The sequence below is a fragment of the Pelosinus baikalensis genome (assembly GCF_020819555.1).
In the GTDB taxonomy this organism is placed as follows: domain Bacteria; phylum Bacillota; class Negativicutes; order DSM-13327; family DSM-13327; genus Pelosinus; species Pelosinus baikalensis.
The window spans coordinates 255,106-276,321 of the sequence record NZ_JAJHJB010000002.1; the positions used below are offsets into that span (position 1 = coordinate 255,106).

A 21,216-nucleotide genomic window follows, 5' to 3' on the forward strand; every position below is an offset into this window, starting at 1 on the left:
ACCTTTCTATTGTTAGGAACCTGAGAGGAAGCCATTATCCTCAAGAATTTCCGTAGCTTTTAAATACGTCTTTATCACTACATCCGGGCAGCGGGTCAAACGATTCCAAGGATCATTATTCATAATGTGCTGGCAATCAATACCACCATACTCTTTGGCAAATGTTTCTTCAAACCATACTACCAATTCCTGAATCATCGTATTTAATTGATGATTTTCCCGCTCTTCCAGCTCGCCCCGACCTCCATACAAGCCTAATAAGCAAACCGCCCCCGTTAAGGTTCCACAGTTTTTGCCGCTAAAGCCTAATCCACCAGCTAATCCCGTCATTGCTCGTATTAAATCAGGATTGTTTTTTTCCTGCTCTTCTAGCCCTAACATGATCATAATCTGACTACAGTGAAATCCTTGCATATGCAGCTTAGTTATACGAGCAACTACATCCCCTGACATTAAAAATTCCCCCTTCCAAAAAAGCATCCTTATCCTCTACAGGTTGTTTCATTTACTAACTTTACCTGCCAACCAGATTTCCTTGTAGCGATGATATTCAAAGAACCATAATCTTGATTAATTCTAAAAAGGTTTGCCAAAGGCATTCCTAGTACATAGCACAGCAGCAACCGATTGACTCCAGCATGCCCGACAAGCAAAATAGTACCTGACGAAGAATTCATAATCTCATGAAACGCGTCAATCACACGCTTGTAACAATCAGCAAAACTTTCTCCCCCTGCCACTCGATAATAGCCAATATCAGCTCCACGTGCCTTAAACTCCTCCGGATATTCCTTCACAATATGGGAGAATGTGCGCCCCTCCCAATTTCCCATATGTATCTCCCTAAGATCTTTTCGCACAATAACTGGAATAGCTTTGTTACCAGCTATTATCTGAGCTGTCTGCTGAGAACGCAAAAGATCACTACAGTATACCTTACCAATGTCTATATCTTTTAAGATTGTTTCTAAACATTGAGCTTGCTGTATGCCTTCCAGGCTTAATGGCAAATCGAGTTGGCCAATATACCTTCGCTGATTATCTTCAAACTTAATTTTTCCATGCCTAATCAAATACACCGTCCTGTTTTCCATCAGCTGTCTTTCAACTCCATAATTCTTCTTTTAGAGGCACTGGGAAAAAAAGTATCTTTACTGCAAATTATTTTTATACTTACGGAGAGCTGCCCCGCTTGTCTTGCCTGAACTAGCGCTGGCACACGATACAGTGCATCCCAAAGTGCACGCTCAGCAGCCTCATTAGACTGACCTAATAACCAAACAGAAACAGTCAATTGTGTTGCCTGCTGCAGGCTATCAACAGTAACTGTAAAATCAATTACTCCATCCACCGCAAATATTTTTTCATCCAGATCCGACATGGTGAAAAATGTATTACTTTTGAGAAAAACCAGACCATCCTTTCTTTTGATGATCCGTTCTAATCTTTTAAGTATCGTACCACAAGAACAGGGATCAGGAAGAAACCTTGATATATCCCCTGTCCGATAGCGAATAAACGGCATTCCTTGTCTAGTCAGCGTGGTAAAAACAACTTCCCCTTCCTGCCCATCAGGTACTGGTATTCCTCTTTGATCAACGATTTCGAAATATAAATCCGCTTCCCGTAGATGATAACCCTTATGGGCTTCACAGTCTAGGCCGCCCCCCAAACCCATTTCAGTCATGCCATAGTGTTCAAATACCTGACAGCCCCACACGCGAACCAATTCTTGGATAATCGCGTCAGGTACATGATCCGTGCTGAGCAGTGCGCTCTTAAGCTGAATTGTTTTCTTTGTCATTTCACCATAGCGAGCTAATGCTAGTACTTGCGTCGGAATTCCAACTAAGGAGTCAATTCTTGCCTGTGTCATAAACTCTACTGTTTTAGGAATATTTTGCACAAGACCATGAAGAATAGGTGCCATTCCTGCCCGCTCCAGTGCCTTAATCAGTAAATCACCAACACTGCCGACACGTTCACCTGGCAGCAGAATCAGTACCCGATCTCCCCTTTTCAAAAAAGTGGACATGCCTTGTTGAAAGAAATCAATCATTAGTTCTTGATCAAAATCGGTAAAATATATGCGTTTGGCCTCACCTGTTGTCCCGGAACTATCTAATGTCACAATTCGGCTGATATCACTTTGGGATACACAGAGAAACTGCCGTGCCTGTTCTCTGATATGATCCGCAGTAGTAAAAGGAAATTGCTGCAGATCTTCCATACAATTTATTTCTTTGCTGACAAAATTCTTTAATAACTTACGATAAAAAGGACTGTTCCCGTAGGCCCGCTGGATAGTTTGCCGCACTTTATGCAATTGATAGTGAGCAATTTGCTCTCGGGTTAAATTTGAACCAAATCCCATTTTCTTTGCGTTCCAAGCCTCAAACATTTTGTTTTGTTGTACTGTTGCCCTCATTACCTACAGTCACCTCTTTATGGGACGATACAGAGAATTCCCCTGTTTATCCGTCAAGTTATAAGCGCAGAAGGGGATTATTCGGCTGTCTGGGCTAACCACATGAATGAAACACTCTCTTAAACGATCCAGATCCAAATTCCAGACATCCTGAAATGCCATGCCCGATATGCAGAAGGAATACTTTTCCACACGATCTAAAAAAGCATCCATACTGCCAACATTAATGTCATTACCATATTTCTCCTCTTTATTGTCTGTCTCTCTCCTCTCTGCTTTTTGGGGCGCAGCCCAGCGTTTAGCAACAAAAGTGCGAGCTTTTCTTGCTTCCACAGCTGCTACTTGGGGCTGGCAGCATCCCTTTGAACCTGCATTTGACCACGCTTTTAATTCTCCATTATTCATTAATACAAAATTGCCATGAAAAGAACAATATGCATTTTCTCCCCTAGGGGGCCGAAAATCTTCTATCTGGAATTTCCCTCCAGTCTGCTTTACAATCTTGTTTATAACCTCTGGAATGGTAATCCGTTCTCTATCCGAAGGCTCTTGAGGATACCTGCCAAAATAGCTGACAGGCTGAAAATGAACGCCGCGTACTGTCGGCATTTTTTCAATAGCATATTGGATAATGGATCCGATATTTTGTGTATTCACGCCAGGAACTAATGTCGGCACAAGAACTACTCCTAGCTGCAGCTTAGCGCAATTAGTAATAGCCGCCTGCTTTTCTGCCAGCAAGGCCGTTCCTCGTAACTTCTCATAAATTTCATCATTGGTTCCGTCAAACTGTAAAAATACACAGGATAATCCAGCTTCTTTTAGCCTTTTAACGTAGCTATAGTCCCTTGCCAGCCTTAGGCCATTGGTATTTACTTGAATAAAATCATATCCTAAACTTCGTCCTGAGGCTATTATTTCCGGCAGGTCATCCCTTAAGGTCGGCTCACCTCCCGATAACTGAATATTATAGGGACCGCCACTCTTTAATAATAGGCGATACCAGTTTTCAATTGTCGTTCTATCTGGATCACTTTCCTCGGAACCTGATGTGGCAAAACATATAGGACAGTGCAAATTACACCGCTTAGTAACTTCAAGCAGAACACAGCATGTGTGCTGACGATGGTCTGGGCACAAACCGCAATCAAAAGGGCAGCCTTGGCTAATATTGGTTGCACATACAGGCGGCCTAGAAGGAAGCTTGGCAACAGACCAGGATGTATAAGACGGCTGTCCCCGCCAAATTACAGTGCAAAAATCCCCGTGATCTTTACATGTTTTCTTTAGGTAAACATTATGACTTACTTCAACTCTTTTTGCCTTTATACGCTGCAGGCACTCCGGGCAAAGACTTTCCGTTATTCCTAATATAGTTTCCTTATCCTGCATATCTGTGCCGCCTTTCTAAGCTTAACTTTTATTCAACATAAGTCTCTAGCTGCCATTACTAGACTAATGCCTAGCAGCTGTTCAACAGTTTGTTCTATCTTTTCAGCTCGCAAGCGGCGCTCTCTAATAACAGCAACCGCCTCTGCACTTGCTGCATATTCGTCCATAGAAGCAGAAAACCGTTCATCAATGGACACAATGCCGCCTCCTTTCACCAGCTTATCTGCTAAATATACTACTGCCGCCTCATCTGGCAACGCTTTTTCATTCAGTTCCATATCAGTATGTGCAGCAACGATCTGTGCCACCTTATAATATCCATATTTTTTTAGTATTCTACCACCAATTTGAGCATGATTAGGCTTCCCTTTAGCTAAATCATGCAGCTTTCCAGCAGCTGTAACAGCGTGAACATCAATATTTAGACCGATTTCATTCAAACGAAGAGCCAAATTCCTTGCGATCTCTGCTACCATCCTGCCATGATTCACAATCGCTTCTGACACATTCATTTTTTTTAAAATTGCTTCACACTCAGCCTGCGTCGGAATATCCCGACGATAATATCCTGTCATAATCTTCTGATAATCCTCGTGAGTATCAATATCCAACAATATGCCTTCATCAAATACCTCTACTTCATATGCATTCCCCTCACGCCTTTCTAAAATTTGACGCAAGCCTCCACTTGTATTACCCAACAAAATTTCAGGAAAGTAATTTGCACCAATTAGAGGAGGATGCCCCCGATATTTCTGGAAGACAGGGTAGATAATATCTGCCTTAACCTTATTAAAAGCCCGCCCCAACAATCTCACCGTATGACTTTTTATTAAAGGCATATCTGACGGCAGCAGGAAAAAGGCTTTGGTTTCTGCCGGCAGGGACTGCACTCCCTTGACAATAGAAGAGAACATTCCCTCGCTATACTTTTCATTAAAAACATAGGACACCTTTAGTTCATCCAATATAGGTATCAATTCATCAGCCCGATGCCCCACCACCACTGTGATATCCACTATACCGGCTTGTCTAAATGTATTGATTCCTCTTTCAATCACTCTTAAACCACCTAAGGGCAGCAGCGACTTACATTTCACCATACGAGATGAATAGCCCGCTGCCAATAATACTGCGCCCATTTTATCTTTATTCCACATCCTATTTCACCTGCGCTTTACTTCTTTTCCTCAGATGATTTGAATAAATACCTCCATGATACCCCCACATACCATTCCCTCGTCTGCAGCCATATCATTTAGCATGCTCACTGTATATAATCTGGAGCAATTCACATCCAGTGCCGTTAACGCTTGGCGTCTAACCTCCCCTTCTGCGCATCCACCGCCAATGGTTCCATAAGAGGTACCATCTGGTAAAATCAGCATTTTACTTCCTGCCTTGCGAGGCGTTGATCCACGAGTTTCAACAATAGTGACTAAGACTGCTTTTTCACCCTTATGCTGCATTTGGCAAATTCGGTTAAGGATTTCTGAGTCCATGGTCTCCCTCCCTGCATCCACTTAATGATCGACCAGAACTACCGCCGCGAAAAACTCCAATTACTTCGGCAACAATACTCACAGCTATTTCTACAGGCGTTTCTGCTCGAATGTCAAGACCAATCGGAGCCTTTAGACGCCCTTCAAGGCCCTCTGCTCTTCCTTCCTCCCGCAAAACAGCAAATACTTCTTTTACTCGTTTCTTGCTGCCAATCATCCCCAAATATCGAGCTTTACTATCCATGGTAGCACGCAAACATTCCAGATCATATCTATGCCCGCGAGTTACAATAATCACAGCGGTATCGCTGCTTATGACCAATTTCTTAAAAGCTTGGTGGAAGTTTTCGCAAATGATAGTATGAGCTCCTGGAAATCTGGCCTGATTTGCAAATTCAGGGCGATCATCCACTATTGTCACAATAAAATCCAATTGGATAAGCATTTGGACTAAGGGTTGACTTATATGCCCGCCACCAAATACAATCGCATGGTATTTAGTTGTCATCCTATCCCAAAAAATCCGATACTTTTCTCCTGATTGATCTTCAAGGTAAAGTGTCATGGCTTTGCTCCATGGCAGATTTTTCACCGTATCTAGCACATGCTGCCCAATCATCCCTTCCAACTGACTTTCTACTCTTCCGTCTTGATGGATGATCAGCATTTTTCCAATGTCACTATCAAGACTACTAGCAATAACAGTGAAGCAGTCAACGGTTCTGCCACTATTTTGAGCCGAAAGCAGGCTACTAAATATCATATAAATCCTCCTTTATCCTGAAGGTAAATCATCCTCCACTGAATCTTCACCATATTTATCTTGAAATTGCATTAGGATTCAATTACCATATAGAATGAGTGCCAACGAATTTATTTTTTTGGAGGTTGATACAATGAATAACAGCAATGACCCCCAGTGGAAAGAAAAATTCACTACTTTTTATAATGATATGCTAAACCAACTAGCTGATCATCATAGGGAAAGTTATGGTGAACTACTAAGTCTGCAGCAGGAATTACATACTATATATCTTGATACCACCGCTAAACATCTTGAGCAATGGTCCCAAAAATATGGTTCAGCCACTCCCGATGAAAGTAATCTTTTAGACAAAATCGAAGCCGATTCCGTTGTTGTCGAAATCATCGACAATAGTACTGGCAGGGTTTTTAGGCGTAGCCTGCCAATCAAATATCTTGAAACGGATAATGGCTTACTTTTGACAGGCGAAACAATGGAAGGCAATCCTTCCCAAATCGTTTTTCTTTCAGAAACAGCCATCACCAAAGTAAATGATCTCTTAGGCAAGGGACCAGATATCCCTCGCTGCGGCGATAAATCTTAATCCTGCTGGTATGTTAAACATCTCAAGTGAGATGTTTATTCTTTTTTTATCTTCGATTTCTCTAAAGGCAGTAACATACGCTGAGACATTTTACAATTCGGACAAAGGCGTCCTTCACTGGTTTCTGTACATTTCCTGCAATATACGGTAAAACAGCGTACGCATTTATAAAGAAGAGTATCTATCAGCTCATTCTTACATCGGGGACATTCTTGAGTATCCAAATTGCACCTCTTTCTCACGAACCTTTTTCCGCTATCAGCAAATAATAGCCTAATCCAGGTATTTTTTTATCCAATTTTTTTTTTCCTGTACATTGCCAAAGATCTTCTATTGAGCCATGCTCCATAATGAAACTTGCGACAAATTCTTTTAGAAAAGCAGTCTGATCTTCAAAGATGAGTATATTGAAATCATGCTTCTGCAATATCTGAAAAAGATCACTATGAGTCATGATGCTGGGTACATCAGAGTCTCCTTCTCGGATATAAAGATCTGTTATGGCAAGCTTTCCTCCAGAAACAAGAATACGATTGATTTCAATTAAAACCTTAGAAATATCAGGCATAACGGATAAACTACACTCAGCCAAAACACCATCAATAGAATGATCAGCAAAAGGCATGTCTGCGCCTGGTGACTGAATGAGCCGTAAATCAGGCTTGCGTTCTTTTCCCTGTTGCAATAATGGAGTGGACAAGTCAACACCCAGGGCATACACTCCCCGTACATCCCGTAGATACTCTACAGTAGTTCCCGTGCCACACCCCATATCAACAACTATAGAACGATGGTCAAAATTACAGTAATCAATAAGTCTCCGTGTTAATTGTAATCCCCCTGGACGAGCTCCTTCGGCCATGTTAGCAAAAATCTTATTTTCAAATACATTGGAACTACATTCATGCAGATCTGTAGTAATACGATCATTATGTTGGCCCATCATTTGTCCTCCAGTGCTTTTTCCACCTGATCCATCTTCCCCTTTGCTAACTCTTCAGGAATATATACCAACCCGCATTGCGGGCATTTATAAAGTTCAACTGGAAACTCATTCCCCAAGTAGGCTAGGGTTACCTTTCCTAATGCAAGAGGAATATCGCAAGTATTACATACAATGATATTCTGAACTTGCTTATCCATAAAGTCACCTCATGATCCTTTTATCTCTAATCTGTGGCTATAGGCATTATGCACCAGAAAGCCATCTTCCTGAGTAGAATACTCTACCCAATACGTTACACTGGCAGGTTTAAAAGATGCAATATAAGAATTATTTTCCATGTCTTTAAATTTATTACCAGTATGTTCTGCATGTGAAATCACAGCTATAATATCACTATCAAGAATCATCAGCTCTTCCAAGACCTGCCGTACCTTTTCTGAAATGATCAACTTAACGTTGCACTGTTCTTCGTCTGCCAACTCTCCCCACACCTCTTTTTGCAGCGTCCTTTTCAGCCTTGCCCTATTCTCCTGTCGCTCAGAATAGCCGGGACCTTTTTTGCTAGTGACATCTTGCTGCCTTGTTGGAAAAATCAAGTCCAAAAGGTGATAGCTCTGCTTTCCTTGACTGGCAAAATTATCACGGCACATTGCACAGTAAGTAAGAAAATCGTTTTCACTCTGTTGACTGCGCTTTTTTATCATCTTATGGGCAATTTCTTTATTAGCAAACAGCATAAGACCTCCATAACCACAACACTCTGTAAGTTCATTACTGTTTTCCAGTTCCTCCACTTGGTGGCCAAGTGTATGCAAAATTTTTCGTATACTTTGCTGTAAGGCAGCTTCATGCCTTGTGGTGCAAGCATCATGTACCACCAATTTTAATGGCACAAACGGCTCTTCCCCTTGATCTGGCAGTCCAATTTTATCTAATACTGTCCATATTGACTCAACATCCATGGAAGGCCATTCACGCTTAAAAACACTATAGCAAGTAGGACAGCCTGTGATGACCCTGGGAGAACCCAACTTCCGCCAATTATCTTCGATGGCCTTAATTGTTTCTTTAAATAAATTTTCTTGTCCTGCCCAGTCAGCTGGAACACCGCAACAGCCCAAAATTAAACCCACGCCATCAGTTATTTTTTTGCAAAGGAATTGGTACATGCTTTTTACATGTTCCGGCGAAGAGGCACTGAGCTGGCAACCGGGAAAGAATACGGTACTGCTGGATGCAAAACCTGGTTGATGTCTGCTAAATGCAAACTTCTCACTGGTACTAAACTGCATGTCTCGTAAAGCAAAATCATGGACTCTTGGTGGCATTTTCCCTTTTTTGACCATAATCCGTCTTGCTTCTTGGCAAATTTCTCCCATATTCAAATTTCCCGGACAAACCTGCTCACATAAACCGCATAAATTACAGGCATTAATCATTTTATTAGCATGGTGAACGCCCATCACAATGGATGAATTATTATAAACTTCCCGTACATACCGCTTTGGATAAGCGTGAAAATGAGCTAGATATTCACAAACCTTAACACACTCCAAACACTCACATAATAGGCAGCGCTTTGCCTCCTTTACTGCTTCTTCCGTCGTATAGCCTTTATTGGGATCAGCACTTCGTACCTTCGTTTGCGGTTCTACTCCAGCAATATTTGTATAAAGTAAAGAAGTAAAAGGTCCTTCCTTTTCCCGACTGGCCGTAAGAGAAGCATTTTGTAAGAAACGATCTATTGAATTTGCAGCTATTTTCCCATGAGAGATTGAGGTAATTGGTGACTTACGATCAGGTCCCAAGTAAAGACTGCCCCCAGCAAAAACGTTGGGCACGCTCGTTGCCAGCGTTACAGGATGAATGGCAATCCCTCCGCCCACGTCAAGAGCAAGTCCCCAATAATGGGGATTTGCTTCTATGCAGCCTGTTGCTAAATAGACAGCATCAAAAGTTGCACTTATATGATCTAACGACATCTTTGAGTTCTTATGATTATTCACGATAACATGTAAGTTAATTTCCAATGGTATTCTTTTTAATATAGCAAAATCTTCAGCAATATTCTGCCTAGGCAGCCGATGTTCGGGAATGTCCCATATACTCCCGCCTAATAATTTCTTTGCCTCAAAAATCACAACATTATAGCCCTTTTTGCCTAGTTCAACTGCCGCTGTTAAGCCACTTAATCCAGCTCCAATAATTGCGATGGTTTTATCCTTAGGCGGCATTTGTGTGATTTTAAGAATCAATTCATTACTATTATCCACGCAGCTTTTTTCCAGTTCATTCACTGCAATAGACTCATCTATTTCTTGCCGCTTACAGACTTGCTGACAGGGTTGATCACAAATTCTACTAATGATTCGCGGAAAGGGTACCATTTTATATAATAATTGGCCTCCAGCTTTATAGTCCTCTTTTTGAATAGCAGCAACCATGCCTCTTACATCAACATGAACTGGGCAGGCAGCTGTACATCCTGGAGGCTGCTCTTGAATACATTGCTGCTCTCTTTCTTTTAAGGCTTTTTGTTCCATACTATCTCCCTTTCCTTCAGATATACGCCAATAAAATTCGTATATTGGAAAGCCTAAAACGAATTGAATTTACGTTTCAATTCGTTTTAGGTTACATTTATATAGAAACTCTTATTTCTTCCTTGTGGATAGTGCTGCCAGTCCGGCTTTTATTTTTTCGGGCAGTGCAGGAACTGCATAAATACGTACACCACATGCATTATAAATGGCATTAAGAATCGCAGGATGAGGAGCACTCAAGGGACCTTCGCCTGCACCTGCTGCACCGTGAGGTCCATGCTCACGAGGAGTAATATTATAAATAATTTGAATATCATCTGGTACATCATAAATGAAGGGCAGCCCACAATTAACCAAGTTTGTGTGTTTCTTAATATCTTCGAAGTCTTCTGTAAGAGCAAGACCAATACCTTGCGCTAAACCACCATATATCTGGCCATCGCAAGCTGTTTTATTCGTAATCGTTCCCATATCAGCAACAGTGGTAAACTTAACGACTTTAGCCTTCCCGGTCTTCATATCAACTTCCACTTCAGGCATAAATAGTTCATACATGTAGATGGGGAAAGGTTTTCCTTGACCCGTAATTGGGTCACAGTCAGTACACATAGATGCTGTCCATTTACCATCGTAGTGTAGAGGAAGATTTTCGGCTACCATTTCATCATAGGAGCGGTAAGTGCCGTCTGGCTTACGCATACTATTTAATAGCATTTCACAAGCAACTTTTATCGCGTTACCAGTCATGACGTTGGATCGGCTGCCACCAGACGGTCCACTGTTAGGGGTAAAGGCAGTGTCGTTCATCACAAGCTTGATTTGCTCTGCTTTAATACCAAGGGGACGCAGAGTTTCATGAGCATGGCTTAAGGTTCCGATATCCGCACCTTGCCCATGATCTTGCCAAGAATCTCCGACGGTTATGCCGTTCTTTGTCAATTCGACCCAAGCTTCTGAACTATCTGGACCATCAAGACCACAGCCGTAAATACCAAGAGATAAACCCACGCCACGTTTTTTCTCAGACGTTGAGAGCTCTTTACACCGCTTTTTAGCTTCTTCCCATAAGGGACGGAGAGTATTAATCATATCTTCAAAGCAAAATACTTCAGGCACTTGCCCCGTAGGTGTAGTAGCTCCTGGACGGTAAATATTCTTAAAGCGCAGTTCTAATGGATCTAAGCCAAGTTTTTCTGCCAATTCATCCATAGCTATTTCAGAGGCTAAAAAGGCTTGAGGCGAACCATATCCACGAAATGCTGATCCCCAGGCATGATTGGTGCAGACGGTACGACCTTTGCCCCGTATCCGGGGTATATCATAGCCAGCACCAGTAAATTGAGCTTGACGCAGAGTCAGCAAATCACCAAACTCAGAATAAGGACCGTGATCAATAAACCAGTCCGTTTCCATAGCAAGAAGTTTCCCTGTTTTATCAGCAGCAAGCTTACATTTAACAAAGCCAGGAGAACGCTTACCCGTATACGTAATATTCTGATACATGGTGAAATTAAGGGAAACAGGTTTGCCTGTTGCCATGCAGGCAACACCAAGCAATGCTTCAATGGTCGGGCTGAATTTGTAGCCAAAGGTCCCGCCGGCAGGGTTTTGAACAATGCGGCATTTTTCAGGTTCAATGCCAATCCCAGCAACAATCATGGCATGATGTAAATGAAGCCCGATACTCTTAGAATGAATGGTCAAACGACCTTCTTCATCAAAATAAGCACATCCACAATCAGGTTCAAGAGGCAGATGGGGCTGACGACTACAATAGGTATCCACTTCTACAGTTACAACATCTGATTGTTTCATAATGGGCTCTGTATCTTCGCCTTTTATAATACCCTGTTCAAAATAAATATTAGGTACGCCGGGATGTATTTCAATCGCATCCGCAGCCATTGCCGCAGGTGCACTCATGTAAGAGGGCAGAATTTCTAAATCAACTTTAACTTTCTTGGCTGCAGCTTTAGCATGTTCTTCCGTATCAGCGCAAATAATTGCGATAGCATCGCCAAACTGGAATACTTTTTCATCGCAAAGAATGGGCCGATCCCAGCCATCCCCTTTATTGGTTGGAAACGTAATCAGACCGGTAATGCGATTTTTACCTTTAACATCTTTATGAGTAATTACCTTATATACTCCGGGCATATTTTCAGCTTCTGCAGTATCAATACCCATAATATTGGCATGGGATACTTCCGCTTGCACCAAAGCCATTCGCAATGTACCTGGGGGCATTTGCAGCGCAACATCAGCACCATAATCCCAAGTACCAGTAACTTTACGCAAAGCAGAAGGACGATGATATGTCGTTCCATAAATTTTATTGCCAACAGGTTTATATAGTAAATCTTCTTTGAGCATTTCGCCCCGCATTACCTTAGCTGCTGCCATAACAGCATCAACCAATGGCTTGTAGCCTGTACATCGACATGCATTACGGTTCTTTTGAAACCACTCACGGACATCTTCTCTCGTCGGAGCCGAGTTAGTATCCAGCAATACTTTAGCCGATAGAATGAACCCGGGGCTGCAGAAACCACATTGGGCACAGCCGTATGCCATCCAAGCTACCTGCAAGGGATGGAGATTCTCTGGTTTGGCCAAACCTTCAATGGTAGTAATGTTCGCTTCATCCGGTACTCTCTTCATCTTGACAATGCAGGAGCGAACTACTTTTCCATCCATGATAATCGAACAAGTGCCACATTGCCCCTGATTACAGCCTACTTTGCAGCCCGTTAATAAGAGCTGCTCTCGAAGTACACTTGCCAGACTGGTTTCTGGATCTACGATTAAAACTCGCGGTAGTCCATTAACATGCAATACCTTCTTTTGCATTTCCTACTCTCCTTTATGATTTCATATTATTTCAGAGGAAATATACCCCTAAAATTTCCTAACCTTAGTTACCTTTACCAAAAGCACAGTGAGGATATTGACAGGGATCACAATTTGTGCACAAACCACCATGAGCTAAACGTACAATGTCTTTGCGGTTAAGCTCATCTCCTGCTAGAATGCGAGGAAGGATCAAATCAAAAATGGTAGTTTTGCGATACATTACACAACCTGGTAAGCCTAATACTGGAATACTGCCAATGTAGGCCAGCATAAACATAGAGCCTGGAAGTACTGGCGCTCCATAAGCAACAACTCGCCCCCCAGCTGAGCGAATTCCTGCTGGGGTTACATCGTCAGGGTCTACTGACATCCCCCCAGTCGTTACGATCATCTCAGCACCATCTTGTATTAATGTTTTGATGGCATTATCAATCATGTCTATAGCATCGTCCACAATGATCTGCCTTAATACTCGGCTGCCCAATGCGGTTATTTTTTTATCTAAAACGGGACCAAATTGATCTTGAATACGACCATGATAGACCTCACTGCCTGTTGTAACAATTCCTACTTTAAGAGGTTTAAGAGGTTTGATTTCCATGACTGGAAAGGATAATCTACCGATATTTTCCACATTGTTTATTTTGTTAGCTTCGATAACCAGCGGCACCACGCGACAGCCTGCAACTATTTCTCCGACAGAGACTATTTGATGGGAATGGATGGAAGCAACAATAACTTCATTAATATCATTCAATTCTTCCAAGGCATCGATATTAATCTTTAACATCCCAGGAATTTGCGCTTTTAGTTCCACCTTGCCTTCTATTGGTGCTGTTAAAATAATTCCTGGACCTGCCACGGCTTTAGCAATTCTCATAGCCGCATCATTTTCATGTATAACATTCTGATTTACTTCCCAAACATAAAGATGCTCTTTTCCCAATTTTAATAGTTTGGATATATCTTCTTTTTTTACAACATGACCTTTCTTAAACGCTCGCCCAGCTACTTTACCTGGAATAATTTCTGTAATGTCATGACACAATACTGTACCTTCCGCCTCCCATACTGGTATGACTCTCATCTTCTCACATCCTCATACTATAAGTAGACTCAACCCACAATATCTTTGCGCACGCAGCAAAGCAAAGCGTAAAAAGAAAGACAGCGCTTTGCATTTTTCACCCCTCTGGCAGCACTGTATTCCTTTTTTCACCTGACCCATTGAATAAGGTCATGAACAACTGAGACTTTACCTATTCCAAGATCTCAGCTTTAGTGTTATTTTTATAAATAACTGCAAATATTGTGCCAATTATTGTTTTATCAATAGCTATTAATAAACTAAGTCTTATGATTCCGTAAGAACATTGAATATACGTATCTGGAATGCTAAACTATTTTTTTCTTGAGCAATAGAAAAATACCACCTCTAAGATAATTAAGAGATGGTATTCTTATTTGTGTCCTATTTATGTCCTATTTGTGTTAATCAAATGTGACATAAATACATTCTTTTAGTTCTGTATCGCATATAGGTGCATTTTACGATAGAGAGTGTTACGTGAAATCCTTAATTGCCGTGCTACTACACTTACATTACCACCGCACTTGGATAATAGCGCTAAAATTTCCTGACGCTCCGCTTCAGCTAATAATTGCCGTCGCTGTTCACGTCCAAAATGTTCATTCAATGATGGAAGCAGTGATAATTGTGACTGACTCCGAACTACTCTTTGAGGAGCATACACTTCTATGGGAAGATGCGCTATCGTTATGAGTTCTGACTCAGCTAAGCTCACTGCTCGTTCGACAACATTTTGAAGCTCTCGCACATTTCCAGGCCAATCAAATTTCTCTAAACAGGTTATGACGGCTGGATCAACATAATATGTAATGCCCCGATCTTTTGCTATTTTATCTAAAAAATATTTAAACAATAAAGGAATGTCCTTCACGCGATTACGCAAAGGCGGAATCGTAATTGAGATCACATTTAAACGATAATACAAGTCTTGACGAAAGTCTCCTTTTTCTACTGCTTGTGATAAATTTTTATTAGTTGCACAAATTACTCGTACACTGACAGGAATTACTTTATCACTGCCAATACGCATTACTTTTTTTTCCTGTAACACTCTAAGGAGAGCGATTTGCTGTTCCAAAGGCATATCACCAATCTCGTCAAGGAATAGCGTACCTCCTGAAGCCAATTCAAATTTTCCTGGTTTTCCTCCCCGTATTGCTCCCGTAAAGGCACCTTCAACATAGCCGAATAGCTCGCTGCCGATTAGCTCCCGTGGGATTACACCACAATTCACAGCTACAAAAGGTCCATTGCGCTGTTCGCTTCGATTATGAATAGCTTGAGCAACGATTTCCTTACCAGTACCGCTTTCACCTTGCAGTAAAATGCTAGATGATGTTACCGCGGCAAGAGAAGACACCCTTATAACCTCTAGTATCTCTAAACTGTCTCCTACAATGTCACTAAATTGCAAGGTTGCACAATAACCACTATAACGATTGACTAACTTTTGTATTTGTTTGATGGGACGTAGAATAATAACGCCGCCAATCACTTTTCCTTGCTCATTTGTCAAAGGTTCACCAGAGGCTAAACAATGAAACCTATTTTTTTTAGTATTTACCATAAATTCCATATCTTCATAGGGTTCTTTATTTTTTAACATACGCTGTGTAACAACTGTTTTACTTCCAAATATCCGGTCAATAGACATTCCTAATACTTCCTGCTCTGTTGTATTTAGAATTTCCTGGGCTGCTGGATTTAATTGGCTGACAATACCACTGTCATCCACCATCAATACTCCATCTGACATTGTATTAAATATATTGGTTAACCAGCTGTTGGCATATGATAACTCTTTATTTTTACGCTGAATGTTAAGCTGTGCCATGATGGCCTCAGCAGCTGCTACCACCATTCCCAAAGTATGTAAATGAGATCGATACGATGCACCTGACATATTCAATATGCCGATAATTTTCCCCTGATAATCAAAAATCGGAGCTGCTGAACAAGTCAAACAATGAAGTCTCTGGCAATAATGTTCAGCACCTGAGACTTGGATGGGTTCCTTCATCACCAATGAAGTTCCAATGGCATTTGTACCTGCTTGCTCGCTCCATAAAGCACCCTGAAAGAAATTGCTGGTCATCGCATTATTTAGAGTATCCTCATCTCCAAACATTTCTACAATATAGCCGCGGTCATCGGTTAAAACAACCACAAAACCCGAACCCTCAACAAATTTATAAAGATTCATCATAAAAGGCTTGGCAATCTTTATAAATTCTTGCTTCTCTAATAACATGGTCGCCATTGAAGCATCATCTAATTTGCTATGAGTATTATAATCATAGGGGTTTATACTGGCTTGATAGCATCGAACCCATGATGCAATAATTTGGGGACGCGTAGAATATTGTCTCTTATCTCCATTAATAAATCTTTCCCAGCTAGGAAGAGTATCATCATGATAACTATTATTATGATAACTATTATTAATATTCATGGCAACCACCCTCATCAATATTATAGTGATGAATTTCGCCATTACTTTACTGAAACCTGCAATCATAGCAGATACTCTTTCAAAAAAAAATCACTTCTTACTGTACAAAGTAAGGAGTGATTTTTTCTCATTTTATCGTTAGCCCACATAACCTAAAATACGAGAAATTCGCAATGTGCTATCTAATAGTTTACTGACTACTTCTTTTACAATGAAATCCAAGGAGAATCGAGTAGCTATTCCTGAGACACTAATCGCTGCAACCACTTTCCCTGACTTATCGTAGATGGGGGCTCCAATACATCGTCCTTCCATTTCGCATTCCTGCTGATCCAAGGCATAACCTAACTTACGAACCACTTCCATCTCCTTGAGATAATCAAGAGGTTTTGTTACTGTATGTTCTGTTCTTTTTTCCATGCCTTCCGCCTCTAGAATATCTAATATCTCAGCATCTTTATGATTAATTAACAGCGCTTTGCCAAGAGCTGTGCAATGCACGGAATTGGTCATTCCCATCTTGATCACTAAACGAGAGGAATAAGGACTTTCCACCGTATCCACATATAAAACTCGTTTTCCCTGCAAAATGGCTAAATGCACTGTTTCTTTTGTGAATGCATTCAAAGATTCTAAGGAAGCCTTAGCTAAATTTTTAATTTCAAAATCCTTTTCTGCCCATTGGCTCATCATCAGAAGTTGATATCCAAGCCGGTAATTTCCATTAGTATCACAAAAAGCATAATTTCTATTTTCCAGGTTATTTAACAAACGGTATACTGTGGATTTAGGCAGTCCCGTTTCTTCTGTAATTTTCTTAATACTCATGGGTATTTGACTATTTCCAATCGTTTCTAATATGTCAAATGCCCTATGCAGTGATTGAACTTCTATCTTGCCAGCCATGTCAATACCCCTTCCTTATCATGCAACAGCAATAATGATTGTATTATTATATCACTTTTTCATAGAATATAGCTAATATAATAAAGAATTGAACCATAACAAACACAGCTTATTGATGAGTACTCTTGTCTTTTTTGCTACTGACCACGATTAAAAAAGGATGGAATGACATGAATGTATCTAACGCAGTAAAGAAACCACTAGCCTACTTCTTCTTTGGCTTTTCGGATAGCTGCCACAAAGCGGCGGGACGTTTGAGTCACTAAAGAAAAATCACCTGTTGCAGCGCCTCGTGTCAAGTTACTGCCAACACCAACAGCCACACAACCAGCTTTAATCCACTCCCCGATATTATCGATATCGACACCACCTGTTGGCATTAGGCGTGCTTGGGGTAATGGTCCTCTTAAGGCTTTCACGAACTTAGGTCCCAGCATCTCTCCCGGGAAAACATTGGCGTGTTCTTTAAAATAGATAAGTTGAACCGAACCACAGAGGCGCAGAGAACACTAAAAAAAGATAGATAGGGCTAAAACCCTCTGTGCTCTCCGCCTACTCTGTGTCCTCTGTGTTCAACGTTCCCCTAAGCTTATAACGTCTATACAATAAGAAATACTGCGCAACCAAAATAATTTTAGGCGATTTTACTTATCGGATGAAAGCGGCCAGACTTTCTCTGTCTGGCAGTCCATCATTATCGCCGGGAGACATCACTGCCAAAGCTCCAATTGCAGCACCACGTCTTACAGCCTCTTGCAAGGACAAACCTTCTAAAATCCCGCTTACTAAACCAACAGCAAAGCCGTCCCCTGCCCCCACCGTGTCTACCACTTTTGTTACGGGGAAGCCAGGTGTATAAAATTGCTGCCCCTCCGAACTGGTATAAGCACCTTCTGCACCTAGTTTAATCACAACAGTCTTCACACCAGCAGCATGATAGGCATTCGCAATTTCCTGTACGCCTTCTTTTCCAGTAAGCAATTTGCCTTCTGAAATGCCTGGAATCACAATATCTGCTAGGCATGCCAAATCGTTAACTATCTGGACCATTTCTTTTTTATCTGCCCAAAGACCAGGGCGTAGGTTTGGATCGTAGGATATGGATATGCCTTTTCCCCTGGCTTGTTTAATTAGTTCATACACCAGTTGTCGACATCCCGCGGATAAGGCTGGCGGAATACCCGTTAAATGAATATGATCAAATCCATCCCAATTGAATTTTGCAATGGTACTTACATCCATATGTGAGGCCGCTGAATTTCTACGCAGAGAAAAAACGTGAGAGTCACCGCTGGTAACCTTTTGCTTCCACTGCATACCGGTAAAATATTGGGCATCATAGGTTATATAAGAAGTATCAATTCCATTTTTCTGTAAGAATTCTTCTATCATTTTACCAAAAGGATCATCACCTAGTTTGCTAATATAAGTGACTGCATGCTTCAGACGTACCATACCAATTGAAAAATTGACTTCTGCCCCTGCAACAAAACGGGAAAAATGCTCTACATCTTTTAAATCACCTTCCTGGTCTGCTACAAAAAGTGCCATCGGCTCGCCAATTGTAAGAATCTTGCTCATGTTCTACCTCCTGCTTTCAGACTAAATCCTCATAATTGATTAGCCTGTTGTATTTGTTTAATTGTTTTTGCTAATAATTCCTGTGGCTGCTGTCCACAAGGAAATTCAATGCCTAATTACAATCTCTTTCGACATGTGAAACTTCCCCTCTTTCAACAATATCTAATGAGAAGAGGCGTACAAAGCATGCCTCTTCTCACCGTCACAATTTATACTTTTACAGATTGTTCTTTACCCTTCATATAGTTACTCCACCAAGCAGTCAATACAGGTACCAGTATGGAGGTCACAATTACAGATGTAGCAACTAACGCCGTAGCAGCTTGTGCAACAGCTTTAAACTCTGGAAGCATCTCACCGATTATGAGAGGATTGGTAACGGCTGCACCTGCCGTACTCGATGCTGCCAGTCCTGCAGTGCCATTTCCGCCGCCAATAAATTTATCCGCCAGTATTAATGGAATACCTGTAACTATAATCACAGAAATCCCCAGCATAATCCCTAAAAAGCCAGTCTTTCCAATTACATTCAGATCAATGGTGTTACCTAATGCAAAAGCAAAAAATGGAATCATAACATTGGATGCTTTACCGAAATATTCTCGCAGTTCACTATCCAAATTTCCTAAGGCAAAACCAATTATGAAAGGAAGAACAGCCCCAACGAACAAACGAGGCTCAAATGTTGCTAAACCAGAAGTCCCCATAATGAGCATCGTCACCAAAGGACCTGATTCAATTGACATTAATACAAAGGCCCCGGCTTCTTCTTTGCTGCCATATTGCTGCATAATAGAGGCATACAAACCGCCATTAGTCATATCCATTGCAGCAATTAAAGCAAGGGTAGATAACCCTGCAAAAAAACCTGTTTGTATCCCATCCCCTGGCAATATTCTAGCGGCTATAACGGCAACAACCCAGGCAACGGCAATTTTAGTTAATACTAAGGTACCGGATTTTCGCAGTACTGTGCCTGTTGCTCTAATATCGATACCAGCACCCATACAGAAAAACCATACGGCGAGAATGGGTACCGTACCCGTGATTAAACCATTGGTAAAGGAGCCAAAATATTTACCCGATCCAGGGAAAAAGGTGTGACAAATAGCTCCTATAAATAAGGGAACCAACATCAGTCCACCAGGAATTTTATCAATGGATTGTTTGATTTTCATAATATACCTTCCTTTTTCATAATATTTATAATTGCGTACCTACATGAAATATTTAATTATCTGAGAAGATTCAGAATTCAACAGCAATCAGGATCAGTCAGCCTAGTACCTTATCTGCGTTAAAACTATAGATAATTTAAAGTAGCAGAGCTTTTAACGCATATGAGGTACTAACTAATGGCTACCTAATCAAATCCTTTTTTGTAATTAACGAGCTAACCATCCACCGTCAACAGCCACTGTATAGCCATTCACGTAATCAGAAGCAGGCGCCGCCAAGAATACTACCGGACCAGCCAAATCTTCTGGCAATCCCCAGCGTCCAGCCGGAATACGGCTCACGATTTCAGCATTACGTTTTTCATCAGCACGAATCGGAGCAGTGTTGGCAGTTGCCATATAACCAGGTGCGATTGCATTGGCATTAATGTTGTACTTAGCCCATTCATTAGCCATCAGACGAGTAACACCCATTACGCCACTTTTACTGCCAGTATAAGAAGGCACTCGGATACCACCTTGAAAAGACAACATGGAAGCGATATTAATAATTTTACCGCCATGTCCTTGTTTAATAAATTGTTTTGCTGCCGCTTGGCTGAAGAAAAATACGGTTTTAAGATTAAGATCCATAACATCATCCCAATCTTTTTCTGTAAAGTCAATGGCATCCGCACGTCGAATAGTACCTGCACAATTAACCAAGATATCAATCTTTCCAAAAGCTGCAACCACTTTTTCAATTACAGGTGCAATGACTTCAATGCTCATTAAGTTTGCATCCACTGCTAAGAACTTTCTGCCAGCACCTTCGATTAATGCCTGGGTCTGGGTATTATCACCTAAACCTACGCTTACAATATCTGCTCCTGCATTCGCTAAAGCAAGAGCCATTCCTTGACCAAGCCCCATGGCTGCACCAGTAACAATCGCCACTTTTCCCGTTAAATCAAACATCGTGCTCATGTGTAAACCCCCATTTGTTGTTTTTTTGCA

At 41.3% G+C, this 21,216-nt stretch carries 19 protein-coding genes; 1 reads left to right on the forward strand and 18 read right to left on the reverse strand.

Annotated features, from left to right (window positions below; translation table 11 throughout):
- Positions 1–12: 12 nt before the first annotated feature.
- Genes LMF89_RS02685 through LMF89_RS02715 form a run of 7 tightly spaced genes read right to left on the reverse strand, consistent with a single transcriptional unit; the run spans position 13 to position 6,085 of the window.
- On the reverse strand, positions 13–453 hold the full coding sequence (locus LMF89_RS02685; RefSeq protein ID WP_229533780.1) for a DVU_1555 family C-GCAxxG-C-C protein: 441 nt from the start codon (positions 451–453) through the stop codon (positions 13–15).
- A 29-nt stretch (positions 454–482) separates the two neighbouring features.
- Positions 483–1,079, reverse strand: coding sequence for an alpha-ribazole phosphatase (gene cobC / locus LMF89_RS02690; protein ID WP_229533825.1), 597 nt, complete (start codon positions 1,077–1,079; stop codon positions 483–485).
- 14 nt (positions 1,080–1,093) lie between these two features.
- A complete protein-coding gene (locus tag LMF89_RS02695) occupies positions 1,094–2,428 on the reverse strand; it encodes a DVU_1553 family AMP-dependent CoA ligase (protein WP_229533781.1) in 1,335 nt (444 codons plus the stop codon).
- Positions 2,429–2,437: 9 nt separating this feature from the next.
- Positions 2,438–3,820, reverse strand: a complete 1,383-nt coding sequence (trsS, locus tag LMF89_RS02700) for a radical SAM (seleno)protein TrsS (RefSeq protein ID WP_229533782.1) — start codon at positions 3,818–3,820, stop codon at positions 2,438–2,440.
- A 32-nt stretch (positions 3,821–3,852) separates the two neighbouring features.
- Positions 3,853–4,980: a DVU_1551 family NTP transferase gene (locus tag LMF89_RS02705; protein ID WP_229533783.1), complete on the reverse strand. Its 1,128-nt coding sequence runs from the start codon at positions 4,978–4,980 to the stop codon at positions 3,853–3,855.
- A gap of 30 nt (positions 4,981–5,010) precedes the next feature.
- Complete coding sequence (locus LMF89_RS02710) at positions 5,011–5,322, reverse strand: XdhC family protein (RefSeq protein WP_229533784.1); 312 nt, start codon at positions 5,320–5,322, stop codon at positions 5,011–5,013.
- Positions 5,303–6,085: an XdhC family protein gene (locus LMF89_RS02715; protein ID WP_229533785.1), complete on the reverse strand. Its 783-nt coding sequence runs from the start codon at positions 6,083–6,085 to the stop codon at positions 5,303–5,305. Before LMF89_RS02715 ends, LMF89_RS02710 begins: the two co-directional genes overlap by 20 nt.
- Positions 6,086–6,218: 133 nt before the next feature.
- On the opposite strand from LMF89_RS02715, the gene LMF89_RS02720 reads away from it, so the two are divergent.
- A complete protein-coding gene (locus tag LMF89_RS02720; protein ID WP_229533786.1) occupies positions 6,219–6,671 on the forward strand; it encodes a hypothetical protein in 453 nt (150 codons plus the stop codon).
- A 238-nt stretch (positions 6,672–6,909) separates the two neighbouring features.
- On the opposite strand, the gene trsM is transcribed toward LMF89_RS02720, so the two are convergent.
- From trsM to kduD, 11 genes are all read right to left on the reverse strand, one after another.
- Positions 6,910–7,617 carry a DVU_1556 family methyltransferase gene (trsM, locus tag LMF89_RS02725; protein WP_229533787.1) on the reverse strand — a complete coding sequence of 236 codons (708 nt, stop codon included), beginning with the start codon at positions 7,615–7,617 and terminating at the stop codon, positions 6,910–6,912.
- On the reverse strand, positions 7,614–7,814 hold the full coding sequence (locus LMF89_RS02730) for a DVU_1557 family redox protein (RefSeq protein WP_229533788.1): 201 nt from the start codon (positions 7,812–7,814) through the stop codon (positions 7,614–7,616). The genes trsM and LMF89_RS02730 overlap by 4 nt, the downstream gene beginning before the upstream one ends.
- A 9-nt stretch (positions 7,815–7,823) precedes the next feature.
- Positions 7,824–10,160 (reverse strand): pyridine nucleotide-disulfide oxidoreductase/dicluster-binding protein, encoded by a 2,337-nt coding sequence (locus LMF89_RS02735; RefSeq protein ID WP_229533789.1) that lies wholly within the window; start codon positions 10,158–10,160, stop codon positions 7,824–7,826.
- A 111-nt stretch (positions 10,161–10,271) separates the two neighbouring features.
- A complete protein-coding gene (locus LMF89_RS02740) occupies positions 10,272–13,010 on the reverse strand; it encodes a molybdopterin-dependent aldehyde oxidoreductase (RefSeq protein WP_229533790.1) in 2,739 nt (912 codons plus the stop codon).
- Positions 13,011–13,074: 64 nt separating this feature from the next.
- The gene (locus LMF89_RS02745; RefSeq protein WP_229533791.1) at positions 13,075–14,100 is read right to left on the reverse strand and encodes a molybdopterin-binding protein; all 1,026 of its coding nucleotides are present in this window, start codon (positions 14,098–14,100) and stop codon (positions 13,075–13,077) included.
- A 433-nt stretch (positions 14,101–14,533) separates the two neighbouring features.
- Positions 14,534–16,555: a sigma-54-dependent Fis family transcriptional regulator gene (locus tag LMF89_RS02750; protein WP_229533792.1), complete on the reverse strand. Its 2,022-nt coding sequence runs from the start codon at positions 16,553–16,555 to the stop codon at positions 14,534–14,536.
- Between the two features lie 138 nt (positions 16,556–16,693).
- Entirely contained in the window at positions 16,694–17,461 is a 768-nt protein-coding gene (locus LMF89_RS02755; RefSeq protein ID WP_229533793.1) for an IclR family transcriptional regulator, read from the reverse strand.
- A gap of 200 nt (positions 17,462–17,661) precedes the next feature.
- Positions 17,662–17,964 (reverse strand): beta/alpha barrel domain-containing protein, encoded by a 303-nt coding sequence (locus LMF89_RS02760; RefSeq protein WP_255710884.1) that lies wholly within the window; start codon positions 17,962–17,964, stop codon positions 17,662–17,664.
- A gap of 145 nt (positions 17,965–18,109) precedes the next feature.
- Positions 18,110–19,042 carry a sugar kinase gene (locus LMF89_RS02765; protein ID WP_229533795.1) on the reverse strand — a complete coding sequence of 311 codons (933 nt, stop codon included), beginning with the start codon at positions 19,040–19,042 and terminating at the stop codon, positions 18,110–18,112.
- A 209-nt stretch (positions 19,043–19,251) separates the two neighbouring features.
- Positions 19,252–20,220: a 2-keto-3-deoxygluconate transporter gene (kdgT, locus tag LMF89_RS02770; protein WP_007955787.1), complete on the reverse strand. Its 969-nt coding sequence runs from the start codon at positions 20,218–20,220 to the stop codon at positions 19,252–19,254.
- Positions 20,221–20,427: 207 nt separating this feature from the next.
- Positions 20,428–21,186, reverse strand: coding sequence for a 2-dehydro-3-deoxy-D-gluconate 5-dehydrogenase KduD (gene kduD, locus LMF89_RS02775; RefSeq protein ID WP_229533796.1), 759 nt, complete (start codon positions 21,184–21,186; stop codon positions 20,428–20,430).
- Positions 21,187–21,216: the final 30 nt, after the last annotated feature.